Source organism: Streptomyces sp. NBC_00335, from assembly GCF_036127095.1.
Classification (GTDB): Bacteria; Actinomycetota; Actinomycetes; order Streptomycetales; family Streptomycetaceae; genus Streptomyces.
The window spans coordinates 7,997,817-8,024,000 of the sequence record NZ_CP108006.1 but is presented as its reverse complement, the minus strand read 5'-3'; the positions used below and the strand labels follow the sequence as shown (position 1 = coordinate 8,024,000).

Here is a 26,184-nt window from a genome sequence, read left to right as displayed (position 1 = left end):
TGCGACTATGCCACGGGCGTCCGTGGCAGAGGGCAGCCCGCAGCCCGGATGCACGGCCCCCACCCGCCCGGACGCCCGATGCCCACCGACCCGGACACCGGTCCCGCGTAGCGGAATGGAATCAAGGAGCGGAAACCCCTGTCTGACTCCGGCTCCGGATGGCAGGCTCTACTCCTCTAAGCGCAGTCCTGGGGGGGATCACACGTCATGGAGCCGGGTACGGGCATGGGCCTGCGGGGCCGCAGCGGCATCCTGTCGCTGGTCGACGCGTGCCTGAAGGAGAACCCGGCGGCCGAGCGGCCCCTGACCATGCTCCTCGGCCCGGCCGGCAGCGGAGCCAGCGAGGCGCACAGCGCGCTGATGGAGCGCTTCGGGCCCGACTATCCCTTCGCCTTCGTCAACTTCGGCGGGGCCCAGTCCCTGCTGCCGCGCTACGCACTCGGCCTCCTGGCCCGCCAGCTCGAACGCAAGCTGCCCCGCTACGGCCGCTCCCACTTCCCGCTGCTCAGCCTCGGCCTGCTCGCCTCCGACCAGGAGCTGCGCATGCGCAACCTCGCGGAGGGGCGGCGCGCGGTGCAGCGCCAGCTGGACCGGTTCCAGGAGGAGAACGAGGCCCGGCACGGCGACTACCTGGCCGCCTTCTTCGAGGTGGGCATGGGTGCGGTCGGCATGCCCGAGGGCGCCTCCAGCGCCGCGCTCGCCCTCTTCCAGGACGCCCTGCGGCGCGGCCGCCGCACCGTGCCCGGCCTGCTCGGCGGCCGGCTGGGCAGCCGGCTCACGGCCGGGGCCCACTGGTACGGACGCCACCCCATGACCCGCAGCGCGGACCCCATGGAAGCCCTCGTGGAGCTCAACCTGTGGCGTCACGAGGGCGACGAGAACGAACAGGAGCGGCTCGACCTCGTCCTCTTCTCGGCCTTCCTGGAAGATCTCAGGCGCAACACCGCCCGCAATTTCATGCCCCGCTCCTACCTGCTGCTCCTGGACAACTCCCACACGGAGTACGGGCGCCACTTCCTGGACCTGTTACTGCGCTCCCGGCACGACCAGACCGTCGTGGCGGGGCACGCCAGCGATCCGCTGACCGTCGTCGCCAGTTCCAACCGCTGGCTGCCCCGCTGGGGTCCGGCCACCGGGGACTCCTGGCCCTGGCAGCTGCGCGGCCCCGACCGGGCCTCGCTGGCCGACTGGCACGCCCACCGGCCGCCCCGCGACAGCGAGGACAGCTGGTGGTACCCGCTGCGCCTGCGCGACCTCAATCTGGACGAGGTGCGGATCCGGATAGAGCTCCAGCTCGGCGGGAACAGCGACCTGGCCCCGCTGACCCGCCTCACCCCCTTCGTGCACCGGCTCACCGGAGGGCTGCCGCGCGCCGTCCACCAGGTGCTCGACGTACTGCGCCAGGCCGGTCCGCTCCCGGACTCGGGCCCCCAGCAGGACCGCTGGCTGCGCACCCTGCCCGACCGGCCGCTGCGCACCGGGGAGAGCTCCGCCACCCTCGCCGACACCGCCCTGGGCCATCTCCTGCGCGATTTCGACGGGACACAGCGTGCGGCCCTGGCCGATTGCTCCGCCGCCCGGGACTTCTCCGTGGCCACGCGGCTGCTCAGCCCCGACGACTCCCTGTTCGGCGAGATCCGGGCGCGCTGGCTGCTGACCGGGCCCGTCGCCATGGTTCCCGTACTCCACCCGTGGCTGCGCCGGCTGCTCCTGTGGCGGCTGGCCGCGCGCCCCGAGGGGTGGGACGCCGCGCACGAACTCCTCGCGGAGCACTACCGCGGCGAGGGCAAGCCGGTGCAGGAGATGTACCACCAGCTCGCCCGTGGGCGGACCGAGGAGGTCACCGCCCATCTGACCCGGCGCTTCACCGCCGTACCGGCCGCGCAGTGGATCTCCGAGTTCGACGCGATCACCTCCGCCCCGAACCGTCTCCCCGCCGGCAGCGGGCCGCTGGAGCTCCTCTCCGGGATCGTCCCGCGCCGGCCCGGGCGGGTGATGGACACCGAGTCCGTGATCCACACCCTGGTGACCACCCGCTGGGTGTGGAGCGATCCGCTCGCCGACCCCGCCATGCGACTGGGGAACCTGATCGCCGACGGCTACACCCAGCTGTCCCAACTGCGGAGGAACGACATCGTGGCCCTGTTCAACGAGGCCGAACGGTACCGGCTCTGGCGCGATCCCCAGACCGCGGGCTGGGAGGGCTGAGCGCATGCCCAGACTCGAATGGCCCCTGCACGTCGTCCGCCGCGTCGCGCTGGCCACAGCGGCGGCCGTCACCCTCGTCGCGGCGCTCTGGCTGGGCGTGGGCTGGCTCCAGGAGCGTCAGGCCAGGTGCGCCGACGGGGTCGTGGAACGGGGTCCCGACGACGAGTGCGTCGGGGTGAGCGACGGCTCCTACGTCTTCGCTCCGCACCTCGATGCCGTCAGCGCCAAGATCGAGGTGGAGAACCGACGGGTCCTCGCCAACGCGGACAAGGAGCCGTACGTCAGCGTCGCCTACTTCACCTCGTTCACCACGACCGCCGCGGACAGCAACTCCGCCGAAGGCGTCCGCCACGAGCTCCAGGGCGCCTACCTCGCCCAGTACCGGCACAACCAGGGCGACCTGGCCGCCGTTCCCAAGATCCGGCTGCTCATAGCCAACCCGGGCAGCAAGTCCGCGCAGTGGAAGCACACCGTCGACGAGCTGATCGCCCTGAAGGACTCCCCGGACCGGCTCGTCGCGGTGGCCGGCCTCGGCCCCAGCACCAACGAGAACCTCTCGGCCATCAAGCGATTCTCCGAGCACGGGATCGCCATGGTCGGCGCCACCATGACCGCCTCGGACATCAAGGACATCAACGGCTTCGTCCGGATCGCACCCACCAACGAGGACCAGGCGTACGCGGGCGCCGGCTACCTCAAGCGGCGCGGCGTCACCACCGGCGTCGTCATCCAGGACGTGGCGCGGGGAGACCTCTACTCCGCCACCCTCGGCTCCGCCTTCACCAAGGCGTTCCAGGACGACACGCACAAGCTCGTCGCCGAGAGCATGACGTACGACTCCTCCGTCAGCAGCGCCTGGCAGAACGAGCTGCGCTACATGCCGGGCCAGTTGTGCCAGCAGCGCCCGCAACTCGTCTACTTCGCGGGCCGCGGCCTGCAGCTCACCCGCTTCCTCGACGCGCTCGCCAACCGCAGTTGCACCGAGCAGCGGTTCACCGTGTTCACCGGGGACGACACGACCAACCTGAGCCCCGAGCAGCTCGCCCGCGCCGCGGAGACGGGCATCGAGGTGCTCTACACCGGCCTCGCCCACCCCGACATGTACCGGGCGGCGCCGCAGACCGTGTCCGCGCCCTCCGCGAAGAACTTCCAGCCGGGCGGGCTGATGGACCAGTGGTTCCCGAACGACCCCCGCGGGGACGGCGGGGCCCTGATGGGCCACGACGCGGTGCTCGCGGCGGCCCACGGCATTCAGATGGCCGCCCGCTGGCAGGGCCAGGTGGCCGGCGACGCCGTGGCCCGGATGTTCCACCAGATGGACGGCACCCAGCAGGTGGCCGGGGCCAGCGGGTTCATCTCCTTCCAGAACAACGGCGATCCGCGCAACAAGGCCGTCCCGGTCCTCCGCCTCAACGCCAAGGGCCAGGTGGAGTTCGTAGAAGTGTCCGCGGCGGAGGGCAAACCACCGCAGGGGCAATGACGCGCCGGGCCGCTCCGGGCCGATCCGGGCAGGGCTCACCCCGGGCCCTGCCTGTCGCCTATGTCCGCGCAGCAGCGAACGAAACCCCCGACCGGCCGAGGAAGACATCACACTCGAGGGGAAAACGTGAGACAGGGCAAAGACGTTACCGGCTCGTTATAAAACCGGGGGTGGGGTGAAGATATCGGCATATGCCACGACACATCGGCCGCATCGCCGGACCTTCCGAGCCCTCCGCAGGGCATCTCCATCTATCACGAAAGACATCCGCCCCGTAACCCCTTGGCCCCGTGCAATCCGCTCCAACCCTCGGTAGCTTCGGCCCGCATGACTGCTCATGCAGAACTGGCCCATTACCGGAAGACCACACCGTCCGTACCGACCGCCTCGACCACCTCCACCACGCACATCGACCGCCCCCGCCCCAGCGACGGCCGCCAGCTGTGGCGCCTCGCCCGCGATTCCAGGACGCTGGACCTCAACTCGGCCTACAGCTATCTGCTCTGGTGCCGTGACTTCGCCGGCACGTCCGCGGTGGCCCGCGACTCCTCCGGGCGTCCCGTCGGATTCGTCAGCGGATACCTGCGCCCCGAGAGCCCCGGAACCCTGCTCGTCTGGCAGATCGCCGTCGACGAATCCGTCCGCGGCCTGGGCATCGCCGCGGACCTGCTCGACGGCCTCTCCGCCCGGGTGGCGGCAGAACACGGACTGAGCTTCCTGGAGACCACCATCTCCCCCGGCAACCTCGCGTCGGAGCGGCTCTTCGCCTCGTACGCCGCCCGGCACGGCGCCACGCTCACGCGCAAGGTGCTGTTCGCCCCGGAGGAGTTCCCGGACCGCGGTTACGCCCCGGAGGTCCTGCACCGCATCGGGCCGCTGCACTTCTGATCCCGGTCCGAACGCCTCGTACCGGAAGCCTCGTACCGATGCCTCGCACCGAAGGCCTCGCGCCGAACGCGCGGCACACACCACCCCACGCTCATTGGAGAGTCCCCTTGACCATGACCGAGCCGGTCCTGTCCGTCTTCGAGACCCTGGAGTCCGAGGTGCGCAGCTACTGCCGCGCCTGGCCCGTAGTCTTCGAGCGCGCCACGGGAAGCCGGCTGTACGACGAACACGGCTCCGGCTACCTGGACTTCTTCGCGGGCGCCGGGTCCCTGAACTACGGCCACAACAACCCCGTCCTGAAGCGCGCCCTGCTCGACTACCTGGAGCGCGACGGCATCACGCACGGGCTCGACATGGCGACGACCGCCAAGCGGGCCTTCCTCGAGACCTTCCGGTCCCACGTCCTCGAACCCCGCGCACTGAACTACAAGGTGATGTTCCCGGGCCCCACCGGGACCAATGCCGTAGAGGCGGCGCTCAAGCTGGCGCGGAAGGCCAAGGGGCGCGAGTCGGTCGTGTCCTTCACCAACGCCTTCCACGGCATGTCGCTCGGCTCCCTCGCCGTCACGGGCAACGCCTTCAAACGGGCCGGCGCCGGCATACCCCTGGTCCACGGCACCCCGATGCCCTTCGACAACTACCTCGGCGGCAGGACCCCCGACTTCCTCTGGTTCGAGCGCCTGCTGGAGGACCAGGGATCCGGCCTCAACCACCCGGCCGCGGTCATCGTCGAGACCATCCAGGGCGAAGGCGGGATCAACGTGGCGCGCGCGGAATGGCTCCGCGCCCTCGCCGACCTGTGCCGACGCCGCGACATGCTGCTGATCGTCGACGACATCCAGATGGGCTGCGGCCGGACCGGCGAGTTCTTCTCCTTCGAGGAGGCGGGCATCACCCCCGACATCGTCACGCTGTCGAAGTCCATCAGCGGCTACGGACTCCCCATGTCCCTGTGCCTGTTCAAGCCCGAGCTGGACCTGTGGGAGCCGGGCGAGCACAACGGCACCTTCCGCGGCAACAACCCGGCCTTCGTCACCGCGACGGCCGCCCTGGAGACGTACTGGGGCGACGGCGTCCTGCGCGAGCGGACCCTCATGCAGGGCGCGCGCATCGAGGGCGCGTTGCACGAGCTGTGCGGCGAACACGCCCGGCTGGGCGCGACGTACCGGGGCCGCGGGCTGGTCTGGGGCGTGGAGTTCGCCCACAAGGAGCGCGCGGCCGCGGTGTCCCGGAGGGCTTTCGAGCACGGTCTCCTCATCGAGACCTCGGGCCCCCAGGGCGAGGTCGTGAAGCTGCTCCCGCCCCTGACCGTCACCGGCGACGAACTCGACGAGGGCCTCGACATCCTCGCCCGCTCCGTCCGCGAAACCGCCTGACCAGCACTCCGCCACACACCACGAAGGGCACCAACATGATCGTCCGCTCGTTCCGGGACATCGAGGGAACCGACCGCCACGTCAAGGCGGCCTCCGGCACCTGGGAGAGCAAGCGCATCGTCCTGGCCAGGGAACGCGTCGGCTTCTCCCTGCACGAAACCGTCCTGTACGCCGGCACGGAGACGTCCATGTGGTACGCGAACCACGTGGAGGCCGTGGTCTGCACGCAGGGAGAGGCCGAGCTCACGGACGACGAGACGGGTCTGACGTACACGATCACGCCGGGAACCATGTACCTCCTCGACGGCCACGAGCGGCACACCCTGCGCGTGAAGCACGAGTTCCGCTGCCTGTGCGTCTTCAACCCGCCCGTGACGGGCCGGGAGGACCACGACGAGAACGGCGTGTACCCGCTGCTCACCGAACCCGAACCCGGGCCCGACCACGGCTGACGTACCCACACGCTCGCGCACTCGCACTCGCACACGCACTCACACGGAAGAGAAGGGAGAGGCAGGCACCGCCATGACCTCCGCATCCATACGCACGGTGAACGACCTGTATCCGACCCGGGGCTCCGAGGAGGTGCTCAGCGGCCGCGTGGACCCCGTCGTCTGGTCCGATCCCGGCACGCCGGGCCCGATATGGGCCCACGAGCTGGAGAGCTACGAGCGCGACGGTTTCCTGTCCGTCGAGGAACTCATCACGCCCGAGGAGACGGAGGTCTACCGGGCCGAGATGGACCGGCTGCTCCGTGACCCCTCGACGCTCGCCGACGAGCGGTCCATCGTGGAGCCGAAGTCACGGGAAGTGCGCTCCGTCTTCGAAGTCCACCGGATCAGCGAGGTGTTCGCGGCCCTCGCCGCCGATCCGCGCGTCGCGGGGCGTGCGCGGCAGATCCTGGGATCCGAGGTGTACGTGCACCAGTCCCGCATCAACGTCAAGCCCGGTTTCGGCGCCAGCGGCTTCTACTGGCACTCCGACTTCGAGACCTGGCACGCCGAGGACGGCCTGCCGCACATGCGCACCGTGTCGGTGTCCATCGCCCTGACGCCGAACCACTCCACCAACGGCGGCCTGATGATCATGCCCGGCTCCCACCGGAGCTTCCTGGGCTGCGCCGGTGCGACGCCGAAGGACAACTACAAGAAGTCCCTCCGGATGCAGGACGCGGGCACCCCGTCGGACGAGGCGCTGACCCAGTTCGCCTCGGCCTGCGGCATCAAGCTCTTCACCGGCAAGGCGGGTTCGGCCACCTGGTTCGACTGCAACGCGATGCACGGTTCGGGTGACAACATCACGCCCTACCCGCGCAGCAACGTGTTCCTCGTCTTCAACAGCGTCGAGAACCGCCCGTCGAAGCCCTTCGCCGCCCCGGTGCGCCGCCCCGGATACATCGCCTCGCGGGACTTCACCCCGGTGAGCTGACACGTCCGGCCGACCCGGCGCTTGCCCGGCCGGGTCGGCTACCCGGCGGGGGTGATGGGCGGACCCCTACCGGGGGTCTGCGGTGCTGCGTAGACTCCACCCGCATGACTGCGGGGATGGGCGCATCGGTGCTGGTCGGACGGGATGCGGAGATTCGGGCGATGCGTACGGCGCTGGCCCGGCCGCCCGCCGTGGTGCTGATCGAGGGCGAGGCCGGGATCGGCAAGACGCGGCTCGTGCGCGAGGTGCTCGCGCGCAGACCGGACCTCAGGGCGCGGGTGCTGTCGGGGAGCTGTCCGCCGCTGCGCGAACCGTTCCCGTACGGGCCGCTGTTCGATGTGCTCCGTACCCTCGCCCACGCCGTGCCGGCCGGGCTCAGCCCCGTGTGCGGGGCCCTGCGGCCGTACCTGCCGGAGCTCGCCGAGCGGCTTCCCCCGCCCTGCGAGCCGTTGCACGACCCGGCCGCCGCCACGCACCGGATCTTCCGCGCGGTGGGAGCGCTGCTGGCCGCCGTGTGCCCGGCCGTGCTCGTCGTCGAGGACCTCCACTGGGCCGACGACGGCACCCGCGACCTGATCCGGTTCCTGATCGAGGATCCGCCGCCGGGGCTCGCCGTCGTACTGACCTACCGGCGGGAGGACCTGCCCGCCCCCGGGTTGCCGCTGGGGCGCGCCTACCGGCGGGCGGCCGGTCACGAGTCCCTCCTGATGCGGCTGGAGGCGCTCGACGCGGGCGAGGTGCGCACCCTGGCCGCCGCGCTCACGGGCGGGCCCGTATCCGCGCGGCTGGCGGACGAGTTGCACGAGCGGACCGCCGGGATCCCCTTCGTGCTGGAGGAGTTCGTGCGGGGTCCGGGCGCTCCGACGGCCGTGCCCGCCCTGCTCCAGGAGGCGATGGCCGATCGGACCGCCGGACTGGACGCGCCGGCCCTCGCGGTCGTCCACGCGGCCGCGGTGCTGCGCGATCCGGCGCAGGAGGCCCTGGTCACCGCCGTGGCGGGGCTCGACGAGGAGGCCGGGGCCGCGGCCGTGGGGGCCGCGCTGCGGGCCGGAGTGCTCCACGACTGGGGCGAGGACCGGTACGGATTCCGGCACGGACTGGCCCAACAGGCCGTGTACGAGGCCCTGCTGGGCCCGGACCGGCGGCGCCTGCACCTGCGTGCCGTCACCGCGCTGGCCGCGCTGCCCGCGCCGCCACTCGTACGGCTGGCCTACCACGCCCGGCAGGCCGGCGCCGTGGAGGCCTGGCGGCGCTACGCGGAGGACGCCGCCGAGCACGCCCGGGAGATCGGCGACACGGCGCTCGCCGTGGAACTCCTCGAAGGGCTCCTCGACGATCCCGGGCTGCCGGCCGAGGACTGCGCGCGCCTGGCCCTGCGGCTCAGCCGCGCGGCCACGATCGGCCTCACCCACCGGCGCACCGCCCGGCTGCTGCGCCGGGTGGTCGACGACGGCGGGGCGCTGCCCGACGCCGTGCGCGGGGACATCCGGCTCAACCTCGGGCTGCTGCTGAACAACCAGGCCGGCGACCACCGCCAGGGCCGGCTGGACACCGTCCGCGCCGTCGCCGAGCTCCGCGAACGCCCGGCCCGCGCCGCCCGGGGCATGGCCGGACTCGCCATGCCGACGTGGGGCGAAGAACCGTACGCGGTCTACCAGGAGTGGATCGGCCGCGCGGAGCGGATCGCCGCCGCGCACGGGGACGAGGCGCTGCGGCTCGCGGTGCGCGGCAACCACCTCGTCCTGCGGATGGCCCTCGGCGAGGGGGCGGTGCGCGCCGAGGCGGAGGCCCTGCTCGCCGCCGGCGCGGCGGACCGGGCGGGCCGCCTGGAGCTCGCGCGGATGTGCGGGAACCTCGCCGACGCCGCGGCCTGGCTGGGCAAGGACCCGGAGGCCGACCTGTTCCGCCGGGAGGGCGACCGCATAGCCGCCGCGTGCGGGGCCCCGTACCTGCGCGGGATCATCGACGCGACCGTGCTGCGCCTGGAGTGGAGCCAGGGGCGCTGGGAGGGGCTCGGCGAGCGCGCCCGGCAGGTCTGGGAGGCGGCCCAGGGCGCCTACGGCATCGAGTCGGAGGCGCGCCTGGTCCTGGGGCTCCTGGGCGCCGCGCACGGGGAGTGGGAGGAGGCGGCCGAGCACCTCGCGGCGGCCGCTCTGGACGATCCGCACAACGCGGCCTCGCCGGTCCTGGCCGCCGCGGGCGCGGCGGCGGTACGCATCCACCTCGCGCGGGGCCGGGCCGGCGCGGCCTGCTCCGAGGCCGACCGGGGACTCGCGCGCGTCCGGCACAAGGGGCTCTGGGGCTGGGCCGCGGACCTGGCGGCGGCCGGCGTGGACGCGTACGTCCGGGCGGGCCGGATCGCCGACGCGGGACGACTGACCGGGGAGTACGCGCAGGCCATCGCGGGACGCGACCACCCCCTGGCGCTGGCGGCGCTGCCGCTGTGCCGGGCGGCCGTGGCCCGGTCGGCCGGTCAGCCGCAGGAGGCATCGGCGCACTACCGCCGGGCGGCTGCCCAGTTCACCGCGCTGCGCCGGCCGCACAGCGCGGCCCAGGCCGTGGAGGCCGCGCTGGAATGCGTACCGGACGCCGACGAACTGGCGCTCCTGGCCGCCGAGTTCGAGCGCATCGGAGCCGTGCGTGAGGCGGCCCGCTGCCGGCGGGCGCTGCGCGGCAGCGGGCACGTGGCGGCGGCCCGGCGCGGCCGGGGCGGCTACGGCGAGGGACTGTCGCCGCGGGAGGCGGACGTGGCCCGGCTGGTGGCCTCGGGCCGGACCAACCGGGAGATCGCCGAGCTGCTGTTCCTCTCGCCGCGCACGGTGGAGCAGCACGTGGCGAAGGTGCTGCGGAAGCTGAAGGTCAGCAGCCGCACGGAGGTACGTACTCCGTAGCGCCCGGGGCGCGCGTGACGGCTGCGAATAGGTACTCCTACGGACCCGGGTACGGATTGCCGTGCTCCCCCGGTGTCACGAGGGTGATCCCCGTGCCCCGGCCCCCACGCCGTGGCATCCAGGAACCCGATCAGTAGGAGCAGTTGGATGCGTGCACAGCGTGCGGCAAGAAGCACCCGGCTCGGGGCCATATGTCTCGGTGCCGCCACCGCGACCGTCCTCGGCCTGTTCGGCGCCGCCACCCAGGCCCACGCCGGACCCGCGGAGGGCCGGGTCCTCGGCGAGGGCGCGGCGGACACCGTGAGCGGCCGGTACCTCGTCGTCCTCGACGGCGCGCCCTCCCTGCGCGCCACCGCCACGGCCGAGACCGCCGGGGAGGCGAAGACGCTGACGGACCGCCACGGAGGGGCGGTCCGTCAGCTGTACACGGCCGCCCTCAAGGGCTTCTCCGTGAAGGCGACCCCGGCGCAGGCCCGGCGGCTCGCGGCCGCGCCGGGCGTGCGCTACGTCCAGGCCGACACCGTCTTCCGCGTGTCGGGGACCCAGCCCAACCCGCCGTCCTGGGGCATCGACCGCGTCGACGGAGCGAAGGACGGCTCCTACGCCTACCCGAACGACGGCAGCGGGGTGACCGCGTACATCGCGGACACCGGCCTCTACCGGCAGCACTCGGACTTCGGCTCCCGCGCCTCCTCGGGCTACGACTTCATCGACAACGACGCGGACTCCGCCGACTGCCACGGACACGGCACGCACGTCTCGGGGACCGTGGGCGGCAGCGCATACGGCGTCGCCAAGAACGTGAAGCTGGTCGGGGTGCGGGTGCTCGACTGCCAGGGTTCCGGGTCCACGGAGCAGATCGCGGCCGGCATGGACTGGATCGCGAGGAACGCCAAGAAGCCGGCCGTCGTCAACATGTCCCTGGGCGGCAGCGCCGACCGTGCGCTCGACGACGCCGTGGCCGGCGTGATCAACGCGGGCGTGCCGGTGGCCGTCGCCGCGGGCAACGACAGCAAGGACGCGTGCAACACCAGCCCGGCGCGCCTGCCCGCGGCCATCACCCTCGGCTCCACGGACAGCAACGACGCCCGCTCCAGCTTCTCCAACTACGGTTCCTGCCTCGACCTGTTCGCCCCCGGCGGCTCCATCGTCTCCACCAAGATGGGCGGGGGCACCCAGACGATGAGCGGCACCTCCATGGCCACTCCGCACACGGCGGGAGCGGCTGCGATCTACCTCTCGGCGCACCCCGACGCCACCCCGCAGCAGGTGCGCGACGCGCTGGTGGACAACGCGCAGTCGGGTGTGGTGACCGGGGCCGGTTCGGGCTCCCCCAACAAGTTCCTGAACGTGACCAAGCTCGGCGCTCCCACCCAGCCCGGTGAGCCGGTCGCGGACTTCGCCGCCCAGTGCTCGACTTCGGCCGCTTCCTGCGCCTTCGACGCCTCGGCGTCCAAGGACCCGGACGGCTCGATCGCCTCGTACGCCTGGGAGTTCGGCGACGGTGCGAAGGGTGAGGGCGTCAAGCCGTCCCACGAGTACTCCGCCGCCGGCACCTACTCGGTCAAGCTGACCGTCACCGACGACTCCGGCCGCACGGCCACCGTCACCAAGCCCGTCACCGCCGGGACCACGCAGCCTCCGACGGGCACCCCGCCGACCGCGGCGTTCTCGGTGTCCTGCTGGTACCAGGACTGCTCCTTCGACGGCTCGGGCTCCAAGGACTCCGACGGCTCGATCGCCTCGTACAAGTGGAAGTTCGGCGACGCCGCCACGGGCACCGGAGCCACCGTCGCCCACCGCTACCCGGCCGGACAGCGCAGCTACACCGCCGAGCTGACCGTCACCGACAACTCCGGCCTGACGGCCACCGCTTCGCGCCGCATCGACTGCTACGGCTTCGGTACCGGCCAGTCCCTCTGCTTCGCCTCCTGACCCGTCCCGTCCCGCGCGACCCGGCCCTCCCCCTCCCCGGGGAGGTCCGGGTCGCGCGCATGCCGGTCGAGTGGCGACGGCTCCTTGACCCCGGCAGAGGCGGCGCGTTAGGTTCACGCCACGGGAGAGCGCTCTCCCCAGTGGATCCGTCAGACGCTCCGGACCGGAGGACACCCGCGATGCAGCGGACCCTGACCGACGAACAGATCACGCGCGCGGTCGCGCACGCCCAGGACCCGGACACCAGGGTCCTGCGCCACCGGGAGCTGGCCGGCGGCACCTTCAACTCGGTCCACCTGCTCACCCTGGCCGCCCGGCCCGGCGGACCGCGGGACCCCGGCCCGGGAGAGCGGCCGGTCGTGCTCAAGGTCGCACCGCCGGCGGGCACACCGCTCATGACCTACGAGAACGCGCTGATGCGCACCGAAGCCGAGTTCTACCGGCGTGCCTCGACGGTGCCCGGCCTGCCGGTGCCCGGAGTCGTGGCGACCGGCTTCGACCGGAGTGCGATCGGCGCCGACTACCTCCTGATGACACACCTGGAGGGCGAACCCTGGGACCGGCTGCGCGCCGGGATCGGTTCCTCGGACCAGGCAAGACTGCGCACCGACCTCGGCCGCCTCGTCCGCGGGCTCCACCGCGTACGGGGTTCCTCCTTCGGCTATCCGTACGGGAACCCGCCGGCGGGCGCCGGCACGAGCTGGCGGATCGCCTTCGAGGGCATGCTGGCCGATGTCTGCGCGGACGCCCGCCGGTTCGGCGCCCCGCTGCCCGTCGACCCCGGCCTCGTCCTCGGCCTCGTCCGTGAGCGGGGCCGGCTCCTCGACCAGGTGACGGCCCCCTCGCTGGTCCACTTCGACCTGTGGGAGGGCAACATCCTGCTCGCCGAGCGGGACGGACGCCTGGAGATCACCGGGATCATCGACGGCGAACGGGCGTTCTGGGGAGATCCGCTCGCCGACCTGGTGTCCACCGCGCTCTTCGACGACATCACCCGGGACCCGGCCTTCCTGTCCGGCTACCGCTCCGGCCCGCTCACGGCCGACGAACGCCTGCGCATCGCGATGTACCGCGCCTACCTGGCGCTGATCGTCCTGGTCGAAGGCGTCCCCCGCGGCTACGACCCGCAGGCGCGGGCGCCCCTCACCGACCTGGCCGCCGCCGACTTGGCGACGGCGCTGGACCTCCTGAGGCAGGCTCCGCCCGTCTGACCGTCCACCCGCCCGTCCACCCGCTCGTCCACCCGCCCGCCGGCCGGGCCGCCCGTCAGGCCGTAGAGCGGGTCGAGCCAAACGGGTGACTTAGCGCCACATCTGCAAGGTCTCAGGCGTTGCCAGGGCGAAATGACCGACGGGTACCACCCCGCTCCAACGAAGGATCTCCAGGTAATGCTGAAGAAGATGATGGTCACCGCAGTCACCACCGCCGCCGCGATCGGCGCCGGCGGCGCCATGGCCGCTCCGGCCATGGCCATCGGCAATGACAACGGGATCAACACCGTCAACGGCAACGGCGCCGTGCAGGCCTACGGCAACCAGAAGACCCACGGCGCGATGAGCCCCCAGCTCTCCGCGGTCCAGGGCACGCTGAACAAGCCGTGCATCGGTCTGCCGGTCAAGGTCAACGCGCAGTCGCTCGTCGCCGTCCTCGCGAACGTGGGCGTCCAGGACATCAACGTCCTGTCCAACCCGCAGAACCAGCAGTGCACCGAGAACTCCACCCAGGCCAAGGGCGACGAGGCGCTCTCCCACATCCTGGACAACATCCCGGTCCTGTCGGGCAACCTGTCGCAGGGAAGCTGACGGCCCGCCCCTGACTGGCTGAATGACTGACTGACTGACCGACTGGCCCGGCCCGGCCGCGGACGCCCGCACGAGCGCTCCGCGGCCGGGCCGTCGGCCGTCCGGGCCCCAGACCGTTCAGGCCCCAGGTCGTCCGGGCCCCGCGCGAATCGCTTCGATCAGCTGGCCGGAGCCATGTCGTAGGTGACCCACATCGTACGAGTCGCCACTTGGTCGTACTTGGACCGGGCGCGGTGGTTGTCGTCGGCCGTGATCCAGCGGACGACGCTCCAGCCGCGTTCGGCAGCGATCTCACCCAAGGCCGTGAGCAGCTGATCGGCGGCGCCGGAGCCGCGCCGGGCGGGGTCGACGAACAGGTCGTCCAGGTACCCGCCGGTGGTGGCCGAAAGGGGGCGGGCGAACGGGCGGTAGTGCGCCAGGCCGATCAGCCGGCCGTCCACGTCCTCGGCGACGAGGGCGTTCACCTCGTGGGCGGGGTCGTTGATCCACGTCCACACGCGTTCGGCGGCCTCCTCGGTCTGCTCGACCCGGTAGAAGTCCGCGTAGCCGCGGTACAGGGCGCGCCACTGCGGGAAGTCCGCGTCGCGGACCGCGCGGACGGTGATGGTGGTCGACATGATGCGCACTTTCGTCGTCGGTAAGGGTCTTCGACCAAGGATCATGCCCGGCCCCACCGATCTGCGGCATCGCCCGAATGTCGAAGCCCGCGCCCACCCGGGGACGCGGCGTCCACTTCCGGGACCGTCGGCGCCGAGGACGGCCCGCCGCGCCCGCACGTCGCGCCCAGCGCCCAGCGCCGCAGCGCCGCAGCGCCGAGTGCCCGGTGCCCAACGCCCTTGCATCGACCCCCGCCACGGCCCGGTGCCCCGTCCGACATGCCGGACACCGCTCCGGAGGACTTGAGCCCCTCCCGGCCCGCCATGGAGCATGATCGACTTGGGCACTTATGCCCCTGTACTGAGGGATTTGCCGCTCATGCTCCTCATGCCACCGATCGACTTCACCGAGATACCGCCGGCGGCGGACTGCCCCTGCCCGGGGTGCCGTTCCGATCGCCGCTCCACCGCCGCCCGGCACACGCCGCGCGGGCGGGTCCGGGCACTGGCCGTCGCCACCGTCGCCGGAGCGTGCGGCCTCGCCGTCACACCGGGGACAGCCGCGGCCGCACAGGCCGTCGAAACGGGGCGCGCCCCTTCGCCCGACGGCGCGCAGTCCACTCCCCAGGGACCGACCGGCCCCCTGGTGCGGGACTCGGCGGGGCGCCTGAGCGCCCCGGGGGCCACCGCCACCACTCGGGCGGACATCATGCGCCGGGCCCAGCAATGGGTCGACGCGCAGGTCCCGTACAGCATGAACGCCTACCGGAACGGCTACCGGACGGACTGCTCCGGCTTCGTCTCGATGGCCTGGGGCCTCGGTTCCAACCAGTGGACCGGCAGCCTGGACCAGTTCGGGCAGCGCATATCCAAGTCCGAGCTGCGGCCCGGCGACATGCTGCTGTTCCACAACCCGTCGGACCCGGGCGCCGGATCCCATGTGGTGCTCTTCGGCGGCTGGACCGATGCGTCCATGAGCCGTTACACCGCCTATGAGCAGACCCGCCCGCACACCCTGAAGCGCACGAACCCGTACGCGTACTGGAACAACTCCTCGCGCTACGTGGCCTACCGCTACACGGGCCTGCGCGAGGGCGGCGGCGAGGAGGACTCCGGCGCGTTCCCCGGGGCGGGCGCCTTCGGCCCCGGGGCGAACGGTCCCCACGTCACCCGGCTCGGCGAGATGCTCGTGGCGCGCGGCGCAAGCCGCTTCTACGCCTCCGGCCCCGGGCCGGTGTGGGGCTCCGCGGACCGTGCCGCCACCAAGGCCTTCCAGGAGGCGCAGGGGTGGCGCGGCGCCGAGGCCGACGGGATCCCGGGGCCGGCGACCTGGACCCTGCTCACCGGCGGCAAGGGGCGGAACATCCCCTCCGGGGGCGACGGGTCCACGACCGGCTCCGCCTTCCCCGGCGGGCAGTACTTCCGCCCCGGTCAGTCCAACGACCACGTGGCCCGGCTGGGCCGCCGTCTGGTCGAGCGCGGCTACGGGCGGCACTACTCCGAGGGCCCCGGCCCCCGTTGGTCCGAGAGCGACCGGCGCAACGTCGAAGCCTTCCAGCGGGCACAGGGCTGGCGGGGCGCGGAGGCGGACGGCTACCCGGGCCCGGAGACCTGGCGCCGCCTCTTCGCCACGACCGGCCGCTGACCTGCCCGTCCCTTCCCCCCTGCCCCCTCTCCCCTTCCCCACTGCGTCCACGGCACGGGGGAAGGGGGGACCTGCCCAGCCACGGCAGTGGGTTCCTGCCGGCTCCGCAGGGGTTCTCGGCGTACGGGAAACCCTGCACCTTATAAGCGGGCCCGGCCCGATGCGGGCCGGCGCGCCCGTTGCCGTGCGGCGCACGGGAACCTCGGCGATTCGGCCAACCCCCTTGGGTGGCAGTGCCGTTATGGGAGACGGGTCGGTGTAGTTCGCACGCTCCCCCGCGCCCGTCATTCCGGGATTCCAGGGCCGACCGAAAGACGTGTGTTCGAAAACCTGGGGCCGTCGTTGAGCTCACGACAGCGTCCGACCGGCGACCCAGGGGGCCCCGATGACCACATCCCGAGCACACACCAAAGCGGCCGGCGCTCCGCCCCCTCCGCCCCCGGCGGAGATCACTTACGGCGGGAAGTTCGCCGTCAATCCGCTCGCCGAGGTCTCCTTCCGGACGATGTGCGCCACGCTCCCGTCCGTCCTGGCCCGGATCGGCCGCCTGTCCTGGCGGACCGACCGGCGGGCCGTGCGACTCCTGATCGGATGCCAGGTCGTCACGGGCGTGTCCGCCGCGGTACTGCTGGCCGCCACCGCCCGCGCGATGGGGCCCGTACTCGGCGCAGGCAGTGCGGCCGACCGCCTCCAGGGGGCCCTGCCCGCGCTGCTCGTCGTCGCGCTCGCCGCCGCGATGAACCGGGTCGCCGGGGCCGTGGCCACGTACGCCGAGCGGCGGATCACCCCGTTGCTCACCTCGGAGACCGACAGCACTCTGGTCGAGGCGGTCTGCCGGGTCGAGGCCGTGGCCTACGCGGGGGACGGCTTCTCCGACCGGCAGGAGGCGGCCGAGATGGGGGTGGTCCGCACCCACGTGATGGTCACCGACGCCCAGCGCTTCATGTCCTCGCTGATCCGCCTGGTCACCGCGGGCAGCGTCCTGTCCCTGCTGAACGTGATGATGTTGCCCCTGCTGCTCCTCGCCGTGCTGCCCGCCGGCATCGGCGCCGTCCTGACCGCCCGCGTGGACTACGAGATCCACTACGCCAACATCAGCGACCGCAACGTCCGCGGGATGATGCGCTGGTGGGCCACGGCCTCCCAGTACGGCGACGAGGTCCGCGCCAACTCGATGACCGACTACCTCGTCTACTGGTACCGGGCCCTGTCCGACCGTTGCGACCGGCGGAACCTGGCCGCCGCGCCCCGCACCCTGCGGATCTCCCTGCTCGCCGCGCTGGCCGGCGGCGTCTTCCTCCTCGCGACCTGGGGGGCGCTCGCCTGGCTCGCCGTGACCGGCCGGATCGAACCCGCCATCGCCGCCACGGCCGTCATCGCCGTCCAGACCGCGCTCGCCGCGCTCTCCCAGGTCATCATCAACGGCGCCGCGGTCTTCCACACCAGCCTCTACCTCACCGACATGCAGTCCTTCCTCGACGAGGCCGCCGCCCGTGCTCCCCGGCGCGGGCCGCGCGAGATCACCGGCCCGGTGGAGCGGATCCGGCTCGACGAGGTCGTCTACCAATACCCGGGCAAGGACAAGCCCGCGGTGGACGGCGTCTCCCTCACCCTGGAACGCGGCCAGATCCTCGCGATCGTCGGAGCGAACGGCTCCGGAAAGTCGACCCTGACCCGGCTGATCACCGGGATCTACCTCTGTGACAAGGGCAAGGTCACCTGGAACGGAAGCGACCTCGCCGACACCGACCCGGACACCGTCTGGCGCCTCACCGGCCTGGTGCCGCAGGACTTCGCCAAGTGGCCGCTGCGGGTGCGCGAGAACATCACCCTCGGCCAGCCCCGCACCCACGACGACGGACCCGTGTGGGAGGCCATCGACGCGGTCGGCCTGCGCGAAGCCGTCGAAGACCTCCCTCACGGTCTGGACAGCCTCCAGGCCCGCGACATCTGGGGAGGCGTCGAGTTCTCCGGCGGGCAGTGGCAGCGCGAAGCGTGCGCCCGGGCCCTGTACCGCAAGCCCGAGTTGCTGATCCTGGACGAGCCGACTTCGCAGATGGACCCGCGCGGCGAGCACCTGGTCTTCGAGCGGATCAAGGCCATCGCCGCCGACCGGATCACCATCATGGTCACGCACCGGCTGGAGAACACGAAGATCGCGGACCACATCATCGTGCTGGAAGGCGGCCGCATTTCCGAACAGGGCCGCTACGACGATCTCGTCCACGGCGGCGGAACCTTCGCCGAACTCCTCGCACTCTCCCAGGACCGCTGACCGGCCGCGCCCGCCCAGCCCCACCCGCCGAGCCCAGACACGCCGCACGCCGCACGCCGCACCCCGCACCCCGCACCCCGCACCCCGGAAGAAGGCGCCACGCCCATGCCCCCCTCACCCACCCCCGACCGGCCCTCCCTCCTCGGAGTGTTCGCCCACCCGGACGATGAATCGCTGCTCGCCGGCGGAGTGCTCGCGCAGCACGCCGCCGCCGGTTTCGACACCGCGGTCGTCACCGCGACCTGGTCCCGCGACAGCCACCGGGCCGCCGAACTCGCCGATGCCCTCCAGGTCCTGGGCGCTGGAGAGCCGCGGATGCTCGGCTACGCCGACGCACGCGTTCCGGAGTCCGCCCCGGGCCGGCCGAGGCTGTGTGACACACCCATCGACGAGGTCGTGGAGATGCTCGTGGCACACATCCGTGCCGTACGGCCGCAGCTGGTTCTGACACATGACGCGTACGGCCAGCTGACCGGCCATCCCGATCACGTCCGTACCCATCAAGCGGCCGTCCTGGCCTTCCACGCCGCGGGCCTGGAACACCACTACCCGGACGCGGGCGCCCCCTGGCAGCCCGCCACCCTGTACGCGGCCACCCACCCCGACTCGGGGGTGGGCGAGCTGGGCCCGTTGTTGTCGCGGGTGGGGAAGAAGGTGCTGTCCGTACCGGACGGACACATCACGGCGACGGTCGATGTGAGCGCCTTCCTCACGCAGAAGTGGGCGGCGATCCTCTCCCACCGCAGCGAGGCCGCCCGAGAGCGGCCCCTGCCCGGAATCCTCGCCCGTCTCCCCCAAGAGGTACGGGAGTCGATCATCTCGACCGAGTACTACACCCGCCTCGGCGCATCGCCCCTGCCGGACGGCCGGTGCGACCACCCGTAGGTCGCTCTTGAGAACGCGGCCGGGCCGCCGGGGACGATCCGCCTCGACGGCCCGGCGAAACGATCATTCCCGCGCGGCGGTCCCCTACCGTGGGTGAGGTGAACAGGTTCCTCGTCGCGTTGTCGGCGACCGCCTCCTTGCTGCTCCTCGCGCCCGGTACCGCGCATGCCGTCGATCCGGCGCCGTGCGTCAAGCCGGAGTCCGAATCGAAGTCCCGGAGCTCCGTCGACGAGGGCGAGATCCGGTACACCGACTCCTCGCAGTACGACCCGGAGATCAAGCACGCCATCGCGGCCTGGCAGTACTCCGGCGCGAAGATCAAGATCGTCGGTGACACCACGAGCACGGTCAACGACCTCGACTTCCAGGACTTCAACGACTCCAAGAGCACCGCGGCCGGCATCTGGAGCTACAACGCCGCACCGGCGTGGACGGACTACATCCGTTTCAACAAGGCGAAGATGTCGTCGTATTCGGCGAAGAAGCGCCGGAGTGTCGCCGCCCACGAACTGGGGCATGCGCTCGGCCCCTGCCACAAGGACTTCGAGACGACGAACTCGCTGATGTGGCCCCAGGTCCAAGAGGACTTCGACGTACCGCAGGCCGTGGACAAGGCCAACTACAAGAAGCTGTGGGGCTGATCATGAGTCCACGGATGTGGGCCGCGGCGGGCCTGACCGGGGGGCTGCTGCTCGCCGGTGGCGGCTGGTACTCGGTCGCCGGGACGGAAGGCTCCGGGCACGCGTCCTGTGGTGCGGACCTGACGAAGGACCCCGTGGTCGCCGATGAGTTCCCGGTGATGGCCGTGGTCGAGACGGTGAAGAACACCCGGGCATGGGAGGCGGACGGCAGCTCGTACCTGTCCAGTCAGGTACGCGTACTCAAGGGATTGAAGGGCGCCCCTCCCGAGTCGTTCACGGTCACCCAAGGGATCGAGAGCGGCGGCTCCCCGGGCCGCTACGCCACCGTGGATCCGGAGTTGTACGCCGTCCTGGAGCCGGGCCGGCGGTACGTGGTGGGGGTCGAGACCATGGACAACGAAGGCCAGGGGCCGTGGGTCGGCTACGTAGCGCCGGCGAAGCGCGGCGTGGACGGGGAGGCCGCCCACTGGAAGGACGCGCAGCGGGCCGGGGCGCCGGCTCCCGCGCCCTGCGACGACGTGCGCGTCGGCGGGTAGCCCGCCGGAGCGCCCGCCGCTTTCAACGCAGCGTAACCAGCGCCCCATCGGCACGCGAGTCGGACCCGTGGACCCACGACAGCCGCGACTGCGCGGTTCCGCGCATTCCTGCAGGGGCGGATGCCCCGCCCGGAGGGGTTGCGGGCCGTACATCCGGGGCCGGCCGTGCACCGGCGCACGAGGCCGGACCCGCTCGGGAGGGCGGGACGCTCGCCCCGGTGAACTGTTGGTTTCCACGTTCGCCGGCGCATTCGCGTCCCTGCGAACCCCGGACGCGGTGCACCTGGGCCCGCCTGCCGCAACCGAGCCGCCAGCCCCGTCCGGCACCGGGCCGGATCGTTGCCCCGTCTCCCCTGGACCACCTTCGAGTGATGCGGGGACCCATCCGACCGGTGCCGCAACCGCCTGCCCCCGTCACGTTCCGTGCCGGAGGCGTCCACGCCTCCCCGACCGACCAGATTCAGCCGATCTGCCGCTGACAGCATCGAGATTGATGATCCGTCAGGGGCGATCAATCACGGATCTTTCGGCGAGCCCCGGGACAGATCGACACGCCGGCGACGACCGTTTCCAGCCCCCGACGGCCCTTGACGGTGATTGGGCGTTGTGCGAATCTCTCGACAGGTCTGGACCAATTGTCTTCATCGGGCGGGGGCCCGAACAGCCAGACGTTCCTGGGGGTTCCGGGACGTCCGGCGGTCCTGACCACTCACGGCCGTCGGCCGGTCCCCGGGGGAGGACCGGATGCACGGTGGCCCGCATTTCACCGAACCAGGTTGCCTGAGCCCGCCGTTGGGTCCCGAAGCCCCGACGTGCGGTAGCCCGCACCCGATGCCGCGTCCGCACGCTCACCCGTGCTGCACCTCCACCCTGCTCCGACGTCCTAAGTGAGCCGCTGAATGTCCGAAGTCCTCCCCCTGCCCGACCGCAGACCCGCCTCGCCGGCCCAGCAGGGCGTCTGGCTCACCGAGCGGCTGGGACTGGCCCGCGAGGCGTTCCACATGCCGGTGCGGATCTCCTTCGACCGGATCGACACGGCGGCCCTGGTCCGCGCGGTGGCCGCCGTCATCGGGCGGCATCCGGCTCTGGCCGCGCGGCTGGTCGAGTGTGACGGCCGGGTGTGGCAGGAACCCGCGGCGCAGCAGCCCGAACTGGTGCAGCTCGAAGCGCCCGAAGACGAGGCCGACCTGGAGAAGCGGCTGGAGGAGGAGGCTGCCCGTCCGTTCACCCTGGAGACCGGCCCGCTCAGCCGCTTCACCCTGCACCGGCGCTCCGACGGCAGTGCCGAACTGCTGGTCACCGCGCACCACTCGGTCTTCGACGGCAACTCCAAGGACGTGCTGACCCGGGACCTCGCAGCCGCGTACGGCGCGGCGCCCCTTCCCTCTCCCTCGACCACCGCACCCGCCTCACCGGCCGAGGATCCGGCCACCGTACGGAGGGCTGCCGAGTGGTACGGGCCGCGTTGGGCCGCCGCCACCGACCCGGTGCTGCCCGGTGTATCGCGCACCCCGACCGTCGCCGGGGCAGGCGAGACGGTCGAGTGGAGTCTCGACGGCGCCGAGGCACGCGAGTTGGCCGCCACGGCCGCCCTCGGCGGCACCACGGTCTTCGAGTTCCTGCTCGCGGCCCTGCACGGGCTGCTGCGCCGGTACGGCGGCGAGGCGGTTCCGGTGTCCGTTCCGCTTTCCACTCGGACGCGCGAACTCACCGGGGAAGTAGGGCTGTTCGTCAATGAACTGCCCGTCCACGCGCCCGCGGCCGATGCCTCACAGACCTTCACGGCCTTCGCCGCCGCCGTACGGGCCGAGTTGCGGGCCGGCTACCCGTACCGCGGCGTGCCCTTCGGCGCCGCCGTCTCCGGGCTGAGCCCCCGCGTCGGCCTGACCGCCGTCTCCCTCGGTTACCGCCGGCGCGGCCCTGACCCGGACTTCGCCGGCACCGGTGCCCGGATCGCCTGGGCCGTGCACCACCGCACCGCCCGCAACACCCTCCACCTCCAGATCGTCGAAGCCCCCAAGAGCGGCGACGCCCTGAGCGGCGGCCTCGACTTCAGCCTGCAGTACGACCCGGCCGTGCTCGCCCCGGACGCCGCCCGCCGGATCGCCGGCCACTACAACACCCTGCTCGCCGGGGCGGTCGCCGACCCCGGTGCCCGGCTGCTGGACCTGCCGCTGCTGGACGCCGCCGAGCTCCGGGCCGTCACCACCGGGCCGAACGCCACGGCCCGCCCCTATCCGACCGACCGGACCGTGCTCGACCTGATCCGCGCCCAGGCCGCCGCCACCCCCGAGGCGATCGCGGTCAGCGCTGCCGGCCGCCACCTCGGCTACCGCGAACTACTGGCCCGTACAGACCAGTTGGCCGCAGCACTGCGCGCCGGCGGCGTCAGACCCGGCGACCTGGTCGCCGTCCACCTGGACCGTACCGCCGACCTGCCCGCCGCGCTGCTCGCCGTCCTCGCCACCGGCGCGGCCTACCTGCCGCTGGACCCGGGCTATCCGGCCGAGCGCCTCGCCCTCGTCCTGCGCGACTCCGCAGCCGTTCTGGTGCTCGCCGACCGCGAGCCCGCGCCACTGGTCGCCGCCGCCGCTCCAGCGGTCCTACGGCTCCCGGCGCCGTCGGCGCAGGACCCGGCCGAGGCCGCACCCGACGCCGACCACGGCGCCGCCCCCGGTCCGGACGATGTGGCGTACGTCCTCTACACCTCGGGCTCCACGGGCCGCCCCAAGGGCGTCGCGGTCGGGCACCGGGCACTGGTCAACCTGCTCACCTCCTTCGCCGACCGGCTCGACTCGGGCCCCCGGCACGCCTGGCTCGGATTGACCTCGCTCTCGTTCGACATCTCCGCGCTGGAGCTCTACCTGCCGCTGATCACCGGTGGCCGCCTGGTCCTGGCCCCGGACGGCCTCGCCGTCGACGGACCAGGCCTGCTCGCGCTGATCGGCGCCGAGGACGTCACCCATGTACAGGCCACCCCGTCCGGATGGAGGGTGATGCTCGCGGCGGGGAGCGCCACCGACGCCCTCGCCGCCGTCACCGGCCTGGCCGGCGGCGAGGCGCTGACGCTGCCGCTCGCCCGCGAACTGCGGGCGCGCACCGCCCGGCTGTTCAATGTGTACGGGCCCACCGAGACCACCATCTGGTCCACCTGCTCCGAGCTCCCCGCCGATCCCGGCCACGTCAGGATCGGCACCCCGATCGCCAACACCCAGGTCTACATCGTCGACGAGCAGCTGAGGCCCACCCCGCTCGGCATCCCCGGAGAGCTGCTGATCGGCGGGGACGGGGTCGCTCACGGCTACCTCGGCCGGCCCGAACTCACCTCCGAGCGCTTCGTGCAGAGCCCGTTCGGCCCGCCCGGAGCCCGGCTCTACCGCACCGGGGACCGCGCCGTCCGGACGCCTGACGGCGAGCTCGACTTCCTCGGCCGGATCGACGACCAGGTCAAGATCCGCGGCCACCGGATCGAACTCGGCGAGATCGAGTCCGCCCTGCTGGAGCACCCGGCCCTCGCCCAGGCCGCCGTGGCCGTCCGCACCGAGGAGGACGGCGAGCCGTTCCTGGCGGGCTACCTGGTCCCGGCCGCCGGCGCCCCGGCGCCCGCCCCCTCCGATCTGCGCGAACATCTGCTGCGCACGCTGCCGGCCGCGATGGCGCCGCAGCGCTGGCTCACCGTGGAGCGCCTGCCGCTCACCCCGAACGGCAAGCTGGACCGGCGGGCCCTGCCGGTACCGCCGCGCGAGGCGGCGCCGGCGCCACGGGCAGCCGATGCCGGTGACGAGACCACCGGAACGGTCCGCCGGATCTGGGCCGAGGTGCTGAACCTCCCCGACGTGGGCCCCGAGGACGACCTGTTCGACCTCGGCGGGCACTCGCTGACGGTGATCCAGATCGCCTCCCGGATCCGTGACGCGCTCGGCGTGGAACTGGACTTCGACGTCTTCTTCGACGTTCCGACCCCGGCCGGCATCGCCGCCGCCGTCCGCGAACGCCTGTAGGCCCCGCGCCCCGTACACCGGGCACGGCCCACTCGGCCGTGCCCGGCCCCCGCCGCGCCCGCACCCTCCGAATTCCCCCGCCCTCCGATTCCCCCATCCTCCGATTCCCCCTCCGCATGCCCGAACAGGAACTCGATGACGGATACCCAGGACCTGCCCGCCGACTGGTCCGCAGTCAAGCGCGCCCTCCTCAGCCGGCGGCTGCGCGGCGCCTCGGCCCCCGCCCGGGTGGTGGACCCCCGCCCGACGGGCAGCGCACCGCCGCTCTCCAGCGGCCAGGAACGGCTCTGGTTCATGGACCAGTTCGCCCCCGGCTCCACGGCATACACACTGGCGCCGGCCCGCCGGCTCCGAGGCCCCTTCGACCGCGCCGCGCTGGACGCCGCGCTGACCGGCCTGGTGGCCCGGCACGAGAGCCTGCGGATGACCTTCCGCACCACCGAGGCCGGCACCGCCGAGGTCCGGGTCGCCGAGCCGGCGCCGTTCGCCGCCCAGCACCTGGACGCCGTCGCGGACCCGGATCCGCAGGCACGCGCCGCCGCCGAACTCGGGGCGATGATCGCCGAACCCTTCGACCTGCAGACCGGTCCGCTGCTGCGCGCCCTGGTGGTCCGGATCGCGGAGGACGACCACGTACTGGCCCTGGTGATGCACCACATCATCTGCGACGGCTGGTCGATCGACCTCCTCAACCGCGAGCTCGACCTCCTCTACGCCCACCACGCCCACGGCGCCTCTCTCGAACTGCCAACCCTGCCGGTCCAGTTCGGTGACTACGCGGCCTGGCAGCAGGCCCGTCTGGCGAACGGGCAGCTCGCCGCCTCCCGCGAGCACTGGCTCAGGGAGCTCGACGGCGTCCCGGCCCTGGAGCTGCCCACCGACCGGCCCCGCCCGCCGCTCTTCACCTTCGACGGGGCCGCCACCGAGTTCCACTGGAGCCCCGAACTATGCAGCGGGATAGGCGAGTTGGCCCGCGCCTACGGGGCCTCCACGTACATGGTGCTGATGGCCGCGTTCCAGGCCCTGCTGGGCCGGCACGCCGGCCAGCGCGACTTCGCCGTCGGCTCCGCCGTCGCCGGCCGTCTCCACCGTGAACTCGAAGGCGTGGTCGGCGCCTTCGTCAACATGCTGCCGATCCGCGCCCGGCTCTCCGAAGGGCTCGACTTCGGCCGGCTGATCAGCCGGGTCCGCGAGACCACGCTCGACGCGTACGCGCACCAGGAGGTGCCGTTCGAGCAGATGGTGGGCGATCTCGCGGTGGAACGCGACGTCAGCCGCGCCGCCGTCTTCCAGACCACCTTCGCCTTCCAGAACTACGGCGACCGCGCCACCACCCCTGCCGGGGGCCTGGACTCCGAGGGCTTCGGCTACGAGGCCACCACCACCCACGCCGACCTCGCCCTCTACATGCGCGAGGAACCGGACGGCGGCCTCTACGGTCTGTTCACCTACCGCACCGACCTCTTCGACGCCGGCACCGTCGAGCGCCTCGCCGAGCGGTTCGAGCTGCTGACCGCCGCCGGCGTCGCCGATCCGGCACTGCCGGTCGACCGGCTCCCGCTGCTCGGCGCGGCCGAGCGGACGGCCGTACTGGAGA

Annotated in this window: 17 protein-coding genes and 1 pseudogene; 17 read left to right on the top strand and 1 reads right to left on the bottom strand. The window is 72.4% G+C overall.

Features of this window, described 5'->3' with window-relative positions; translation table 11 throughout:
* Positions 1 to 207 precede the first annotated feature (207 nt).
* The 10 genes from OHA37_RS36250 (at position 208) to OHA37_RS36205 (ending at position 14,008) form a co-directional block, all read left to right on the top strand.
* Positions 208 to 2,208 carry a hypothetical protein gene (locus OHA37_RS36250; RefSeq protein WP_266911868.1) on the top strand — a complete coding sequence of 667 codons (2,001 nt, stop codon included), beginning with the start codon at positions 208 to 210 and terminating at the stop codon, positions 2,206 to 2,208.
* Between the two features lie 4 nt (positions 2,209 to 2,212).
* Positions 2,213 to 3,688 (top strand): branched-chain amino acid ABC transporter substrate-binding protein, encoded by a 1,476-nt coding sequence (locus tag OHA37_RS36245; protein WP_266911866.1) that lies wholly within the window; start codon positions 2,213 to 2,215, stop codon positions 3,686 to 3,688.
* 327 nt (positions 3,689 to 4,015) lie between these two features.
* Positions 4,016 to 4,576, top strand: a complete 561-nt coding sequence (ectA, locus tag OHA37_RS36240) for a diaminobutyrate acetyltransferase (RefSeq protein WP_266911864.1) — start codon at positions 4,016 to 4,018, stop codon at positions 4,574 to 4,576.
* A gap of 107 nt (positions 4,577 to 4,683) precedes the next feature.
* Positions 4,684 to 5,952 carry a diaminobutyrate--2-oxoglutarate transaminase gene (ectB, locus tag OHA37_RS36235; protein ID WP_266911862.1) on the top strand — a complete coding sequence of 423 codons (1,269 nt, stop codon included), beginning with the start codon at positions 4,684 to 4,686 and terminating at the stop codon, positions 5,950 to 5,952.
* Between the two features lie 35 nt (positions 5,953 to 5,987).
* Positions 5,988 to 6,404, top strand: coding sequence for an ectoine synthase (locus OHA37_RS36230; protein WP_266911860.1), 417 nt, complete (start codon positions 5,988 to 5,990; stop codon positions 6,402 to 6,404).
* A gap of 73 nt (positions 6,405 to 6,477) precedes the next feature.
* Positions 6,478 to 7,380, top strand: a complete 903-nt coding sequence (gene thpD, locus OHA37_RS36225; protein ID WP_266911858.1) for an ectoine hydroxylase — start codon at positions 6,478 to 6,480, stop codon at positions 7,378 to 7,380.
* Between the two features lie 104 nt (positions 7,381 to 7,484).
* Entirely contained in the window at positions 7,485 to 10,271 is a 2,787-nt protein-coding gene (locus OHA37_RS36220; RefSeq protein WP_266911856.1) for an ATP-binding protein, read from the top strand.
* 147 nt (positions 10,272 to 10,418) lie between these two features.
* Positions 10,419 to 12,206, top strand: coding sequence for a S8 family serine peptidase (locus tag OHA37_RS36215; RefSeq protein ID WP_266911854.1), 1,788 nt, complete (start codon positions 10,419 to 10,421; stop codon positions 12,204 to 12,206).
* Between the two features lie 179 nt (positions 12,207 to 12,385).
* Positions 12,386 to 13,417, top strand: a complete 1,032-nt coding sequence (locus OHA37_RS36210) for a phosphotransferase family protein (RefSeq protein ID WP_266911852.1) — start codon at positions 12,386 to 12,388, stop codon at positions 13,415 to 13,417.
* Between the two features lie 177 nt (positions 13,418 to 13,594).
* On the top strand, positions 13,595 to 14,008 hold the full coding sequence (locus tag OHA37_RS36205; protein WP_266911850.1) for a rodlin: 414 nt from the start codon (positions 13,595 to 13,597) through the stop codon (positions 14,006 to 14,008).
* A 158-nt stretch (positions 14,009 to 14,166) separates the two neighbouring features.
* On the opposite strand, the gene OHA37_RS36200 is transcribed toward OHA37_RS36205, so the two are convergent.
* Positions 14,167 to 14,625, bottom strand: coding sequence for a GNAT family N-acetyltransferase (locus OHA37_RS36200; protein ID WP_266911848.1), 459 nt, complete (start codon positions 14,623 to 14,625; stop codon positions 14,167 to 14,169).
* Positions 14,626 to 14,992: 367 nt separating this feature from the next.
* On the opposite strand from OHA37_RS36200, the gene OHA37_RS36195 reads away from it, so the two are divergent.
* The 7 genes and pseudogenes from OHA37_RS36195 to OHA37_RS40905 all read left to right on the top strand — a co-directional run.
* Positions 14,993 to 16,249, top strand: coding sequence for a peptidoglycan-binding protein (locus OHA37_RS36195; RefSeq protein WP_443046352.1), 1,257 nt, complete (start codon positions 14,993 to 14,995; stop codon positions 16,247 to 16,249).
* A 385-nt stretch (positions 16,250 to 16,634) separates the two neighbouring features.
* Positions 16,635 to 18,524, top strand: a complete 1,890-nt coding sequence (locus OHA37_RS36190) for an ATP-binding cassette domain-containing protein (protein ID WP_266911844.1) — start codon at positions 16,635 to 16,637, stop codon at positions 18,522 to 18,524.
* 105 nt (positions 18,525 to 18,629) lie between these two features.
* A complete protein-coding gene (locus tag OHA37_RS36185) occupies positions 18,630 to 19,409 on the top strand; it encodes a PIG-L deacetylase family protein (protein WP_266911842.1) in 780 nt (259 codons plus the stop codon).
* Between the two features lie 98 nt (positions 19,410 to 19,507).
* Positions 19,508 to 20,050 (top strand): hypothetical protein, encoded by a 543-nt coding sequence (locus OHA37_RS36180; RefSeq protein WP_266911840.1) that lies wholly within the window; start codon positions 19,508 to 19,510, stop codon positions 20,048 to 20,050.
* 2 nt (positions 20,051 to 20,052) lie between these two features.
* A complete protein-coding gene (locus tag OHA37_RS36175; protein ID WP_266911838.1) occupies positions 20,053 to 20,586 on the top strand; it encodes a hypothetical protein in 534 nt (177 codons plus the stop codon).
* A gap of 899 nt (positions 20,587 to 21,485) precedes the next feature.
* Positions 21,486 to 24,587 carry a non-ribosomal peptide synthetase gene (locus OHA37_RS36170; protein WP_266911836.1) on the top strand — a complete coding sequence of 1,034 codons (3,102 nt, stop codon included), beginning with the start codon at positions 21,486 to 21,488 and terminating at the stop codon, positions 24,585 to 24,587.
* A 135-nt stretch (positions 24,588 to 24,722) separates the two neighbouring features.
* A pseudogene (locus OHA37_RS40905) lies at positions 24,723 to 26,111 on the top strand (condensation domain-containing protein); the annotation flags it as partial.
* Positions 26,112 to 26,184 lie beyond the last annotated feature (73 nt).

What these genes read in the sequence shown, in the direction of transcription:
- OHA37_RS36250 (WP_266911868.1), top strand. Translation starts at nt 208, where the DNA reads ATGGAGCCGGGTACGGGCATGGGCCTGCGGGGCCGCAGCGGCATCCTG.
- OHA37_RS36245 (WP_266911866.1), top strand. Translation starts at nt 2,213, where the DNA reads ATGCCCAGACTCGAATGGCCCCTGCACGTCGTCCGCCGCGTCGCGCTG.
- ectA (WP_266911864.1), top strand. Translation starts at nt 4,016, where the DNA reads ATGACTGCTCATGCAGAACTGGCCCATTACCGGAAGACCACACCGTCC.
- OHA37_RS36230 (WP_266911860.1), top strand. Translation starts at nt 5,988, where the DNA reads ATGATCGTCCGCTCGTTCCGGGACATCGAGGGAACCGACCGCCACGTC.
- thpD (WP_266911858.1), top strand. Translation starts at nt 6,478, where the DNA reads ATGACCTCCGCATCCATACGCACGGTGAACGACCTGTATCCGACCCGG.
- OHA37_RS36220 (WP_266911856.1), top strand. Translation starts at nt 7,485, where the DNA reads ATGACTGCGGGGATGGGCGCATCGGTGCTGGTCGGACGGGATGCGGAG.
- OHA37_RS36215 (WP_266911854.1), top strand. Translation starts at nt 10,419, where the DNA reads ATGCGTGCACAGCGTGCGGCAAGAAGCACCCGGCTCGGGGCCATATGT.
- OHA37_RS36210 (WP_266911852.1), top strand. Translation starts at nt 12,386, where the DNA reads ATGCAGCGGACCCTGACCGACGAACAGATCACGCGCGCGGTCGCGCAC.
- OHA37_RS36205 (WP_266911850.1), top strand. Translation starts at nt 13,595, where the DNA reads ATGCTGAAGAAGATGATGGTCACCGCAGTCACCACCGCCGCCGCGATC.
- OHA37_RS36200 (WP_266911848.1), bottom strand. Translation starts at nt 14,625, where the DNA reads ATGTCGACCACCATCACCGTCCGCGCGGTCCGCGACGCGGACTTCCCG.
- OHA37_RS36195 (WP_443046352.1), top strand. Translation starts at nt 14,993, where the DNA reads ATGCCACCGATCGACTTCACCGAGATACCGCCGGCGGCGGACTGCCCC.
- OHA37_RS36190 (WP_266911844.1), top strand. Translation starts at nt 16,635, where the DNA reads ATGACCACATCCCGAGCACACACCAAAGCGGCCGGCGCTCCGCCCCCT.
- OHA37_RS36185 (WP_266911842.1), top strand. Translation starts at nt 18,630, where the DNA reads ATGCCCCCCTCACCCACCCCCGACCGGCCCTCCCTCCTCGGAGTGTTC.
- OHA37_RS36175 (WP_266911838.1), top strand. Translation starts at nt 20,053, where the DNA reads ATGAGTCCACGGATGTGGGCCGCGGCGGGCCTGACCGGGGGGCTGCTG.
- OHA37_RS36170 (WP_266911836.1), top strand. Translation starts at nt 21,486, where the DNA reads ATGTCCGAAGTCCTCCCCCTGCCCGACCGCAGACCCGCCTCGCCGGCC.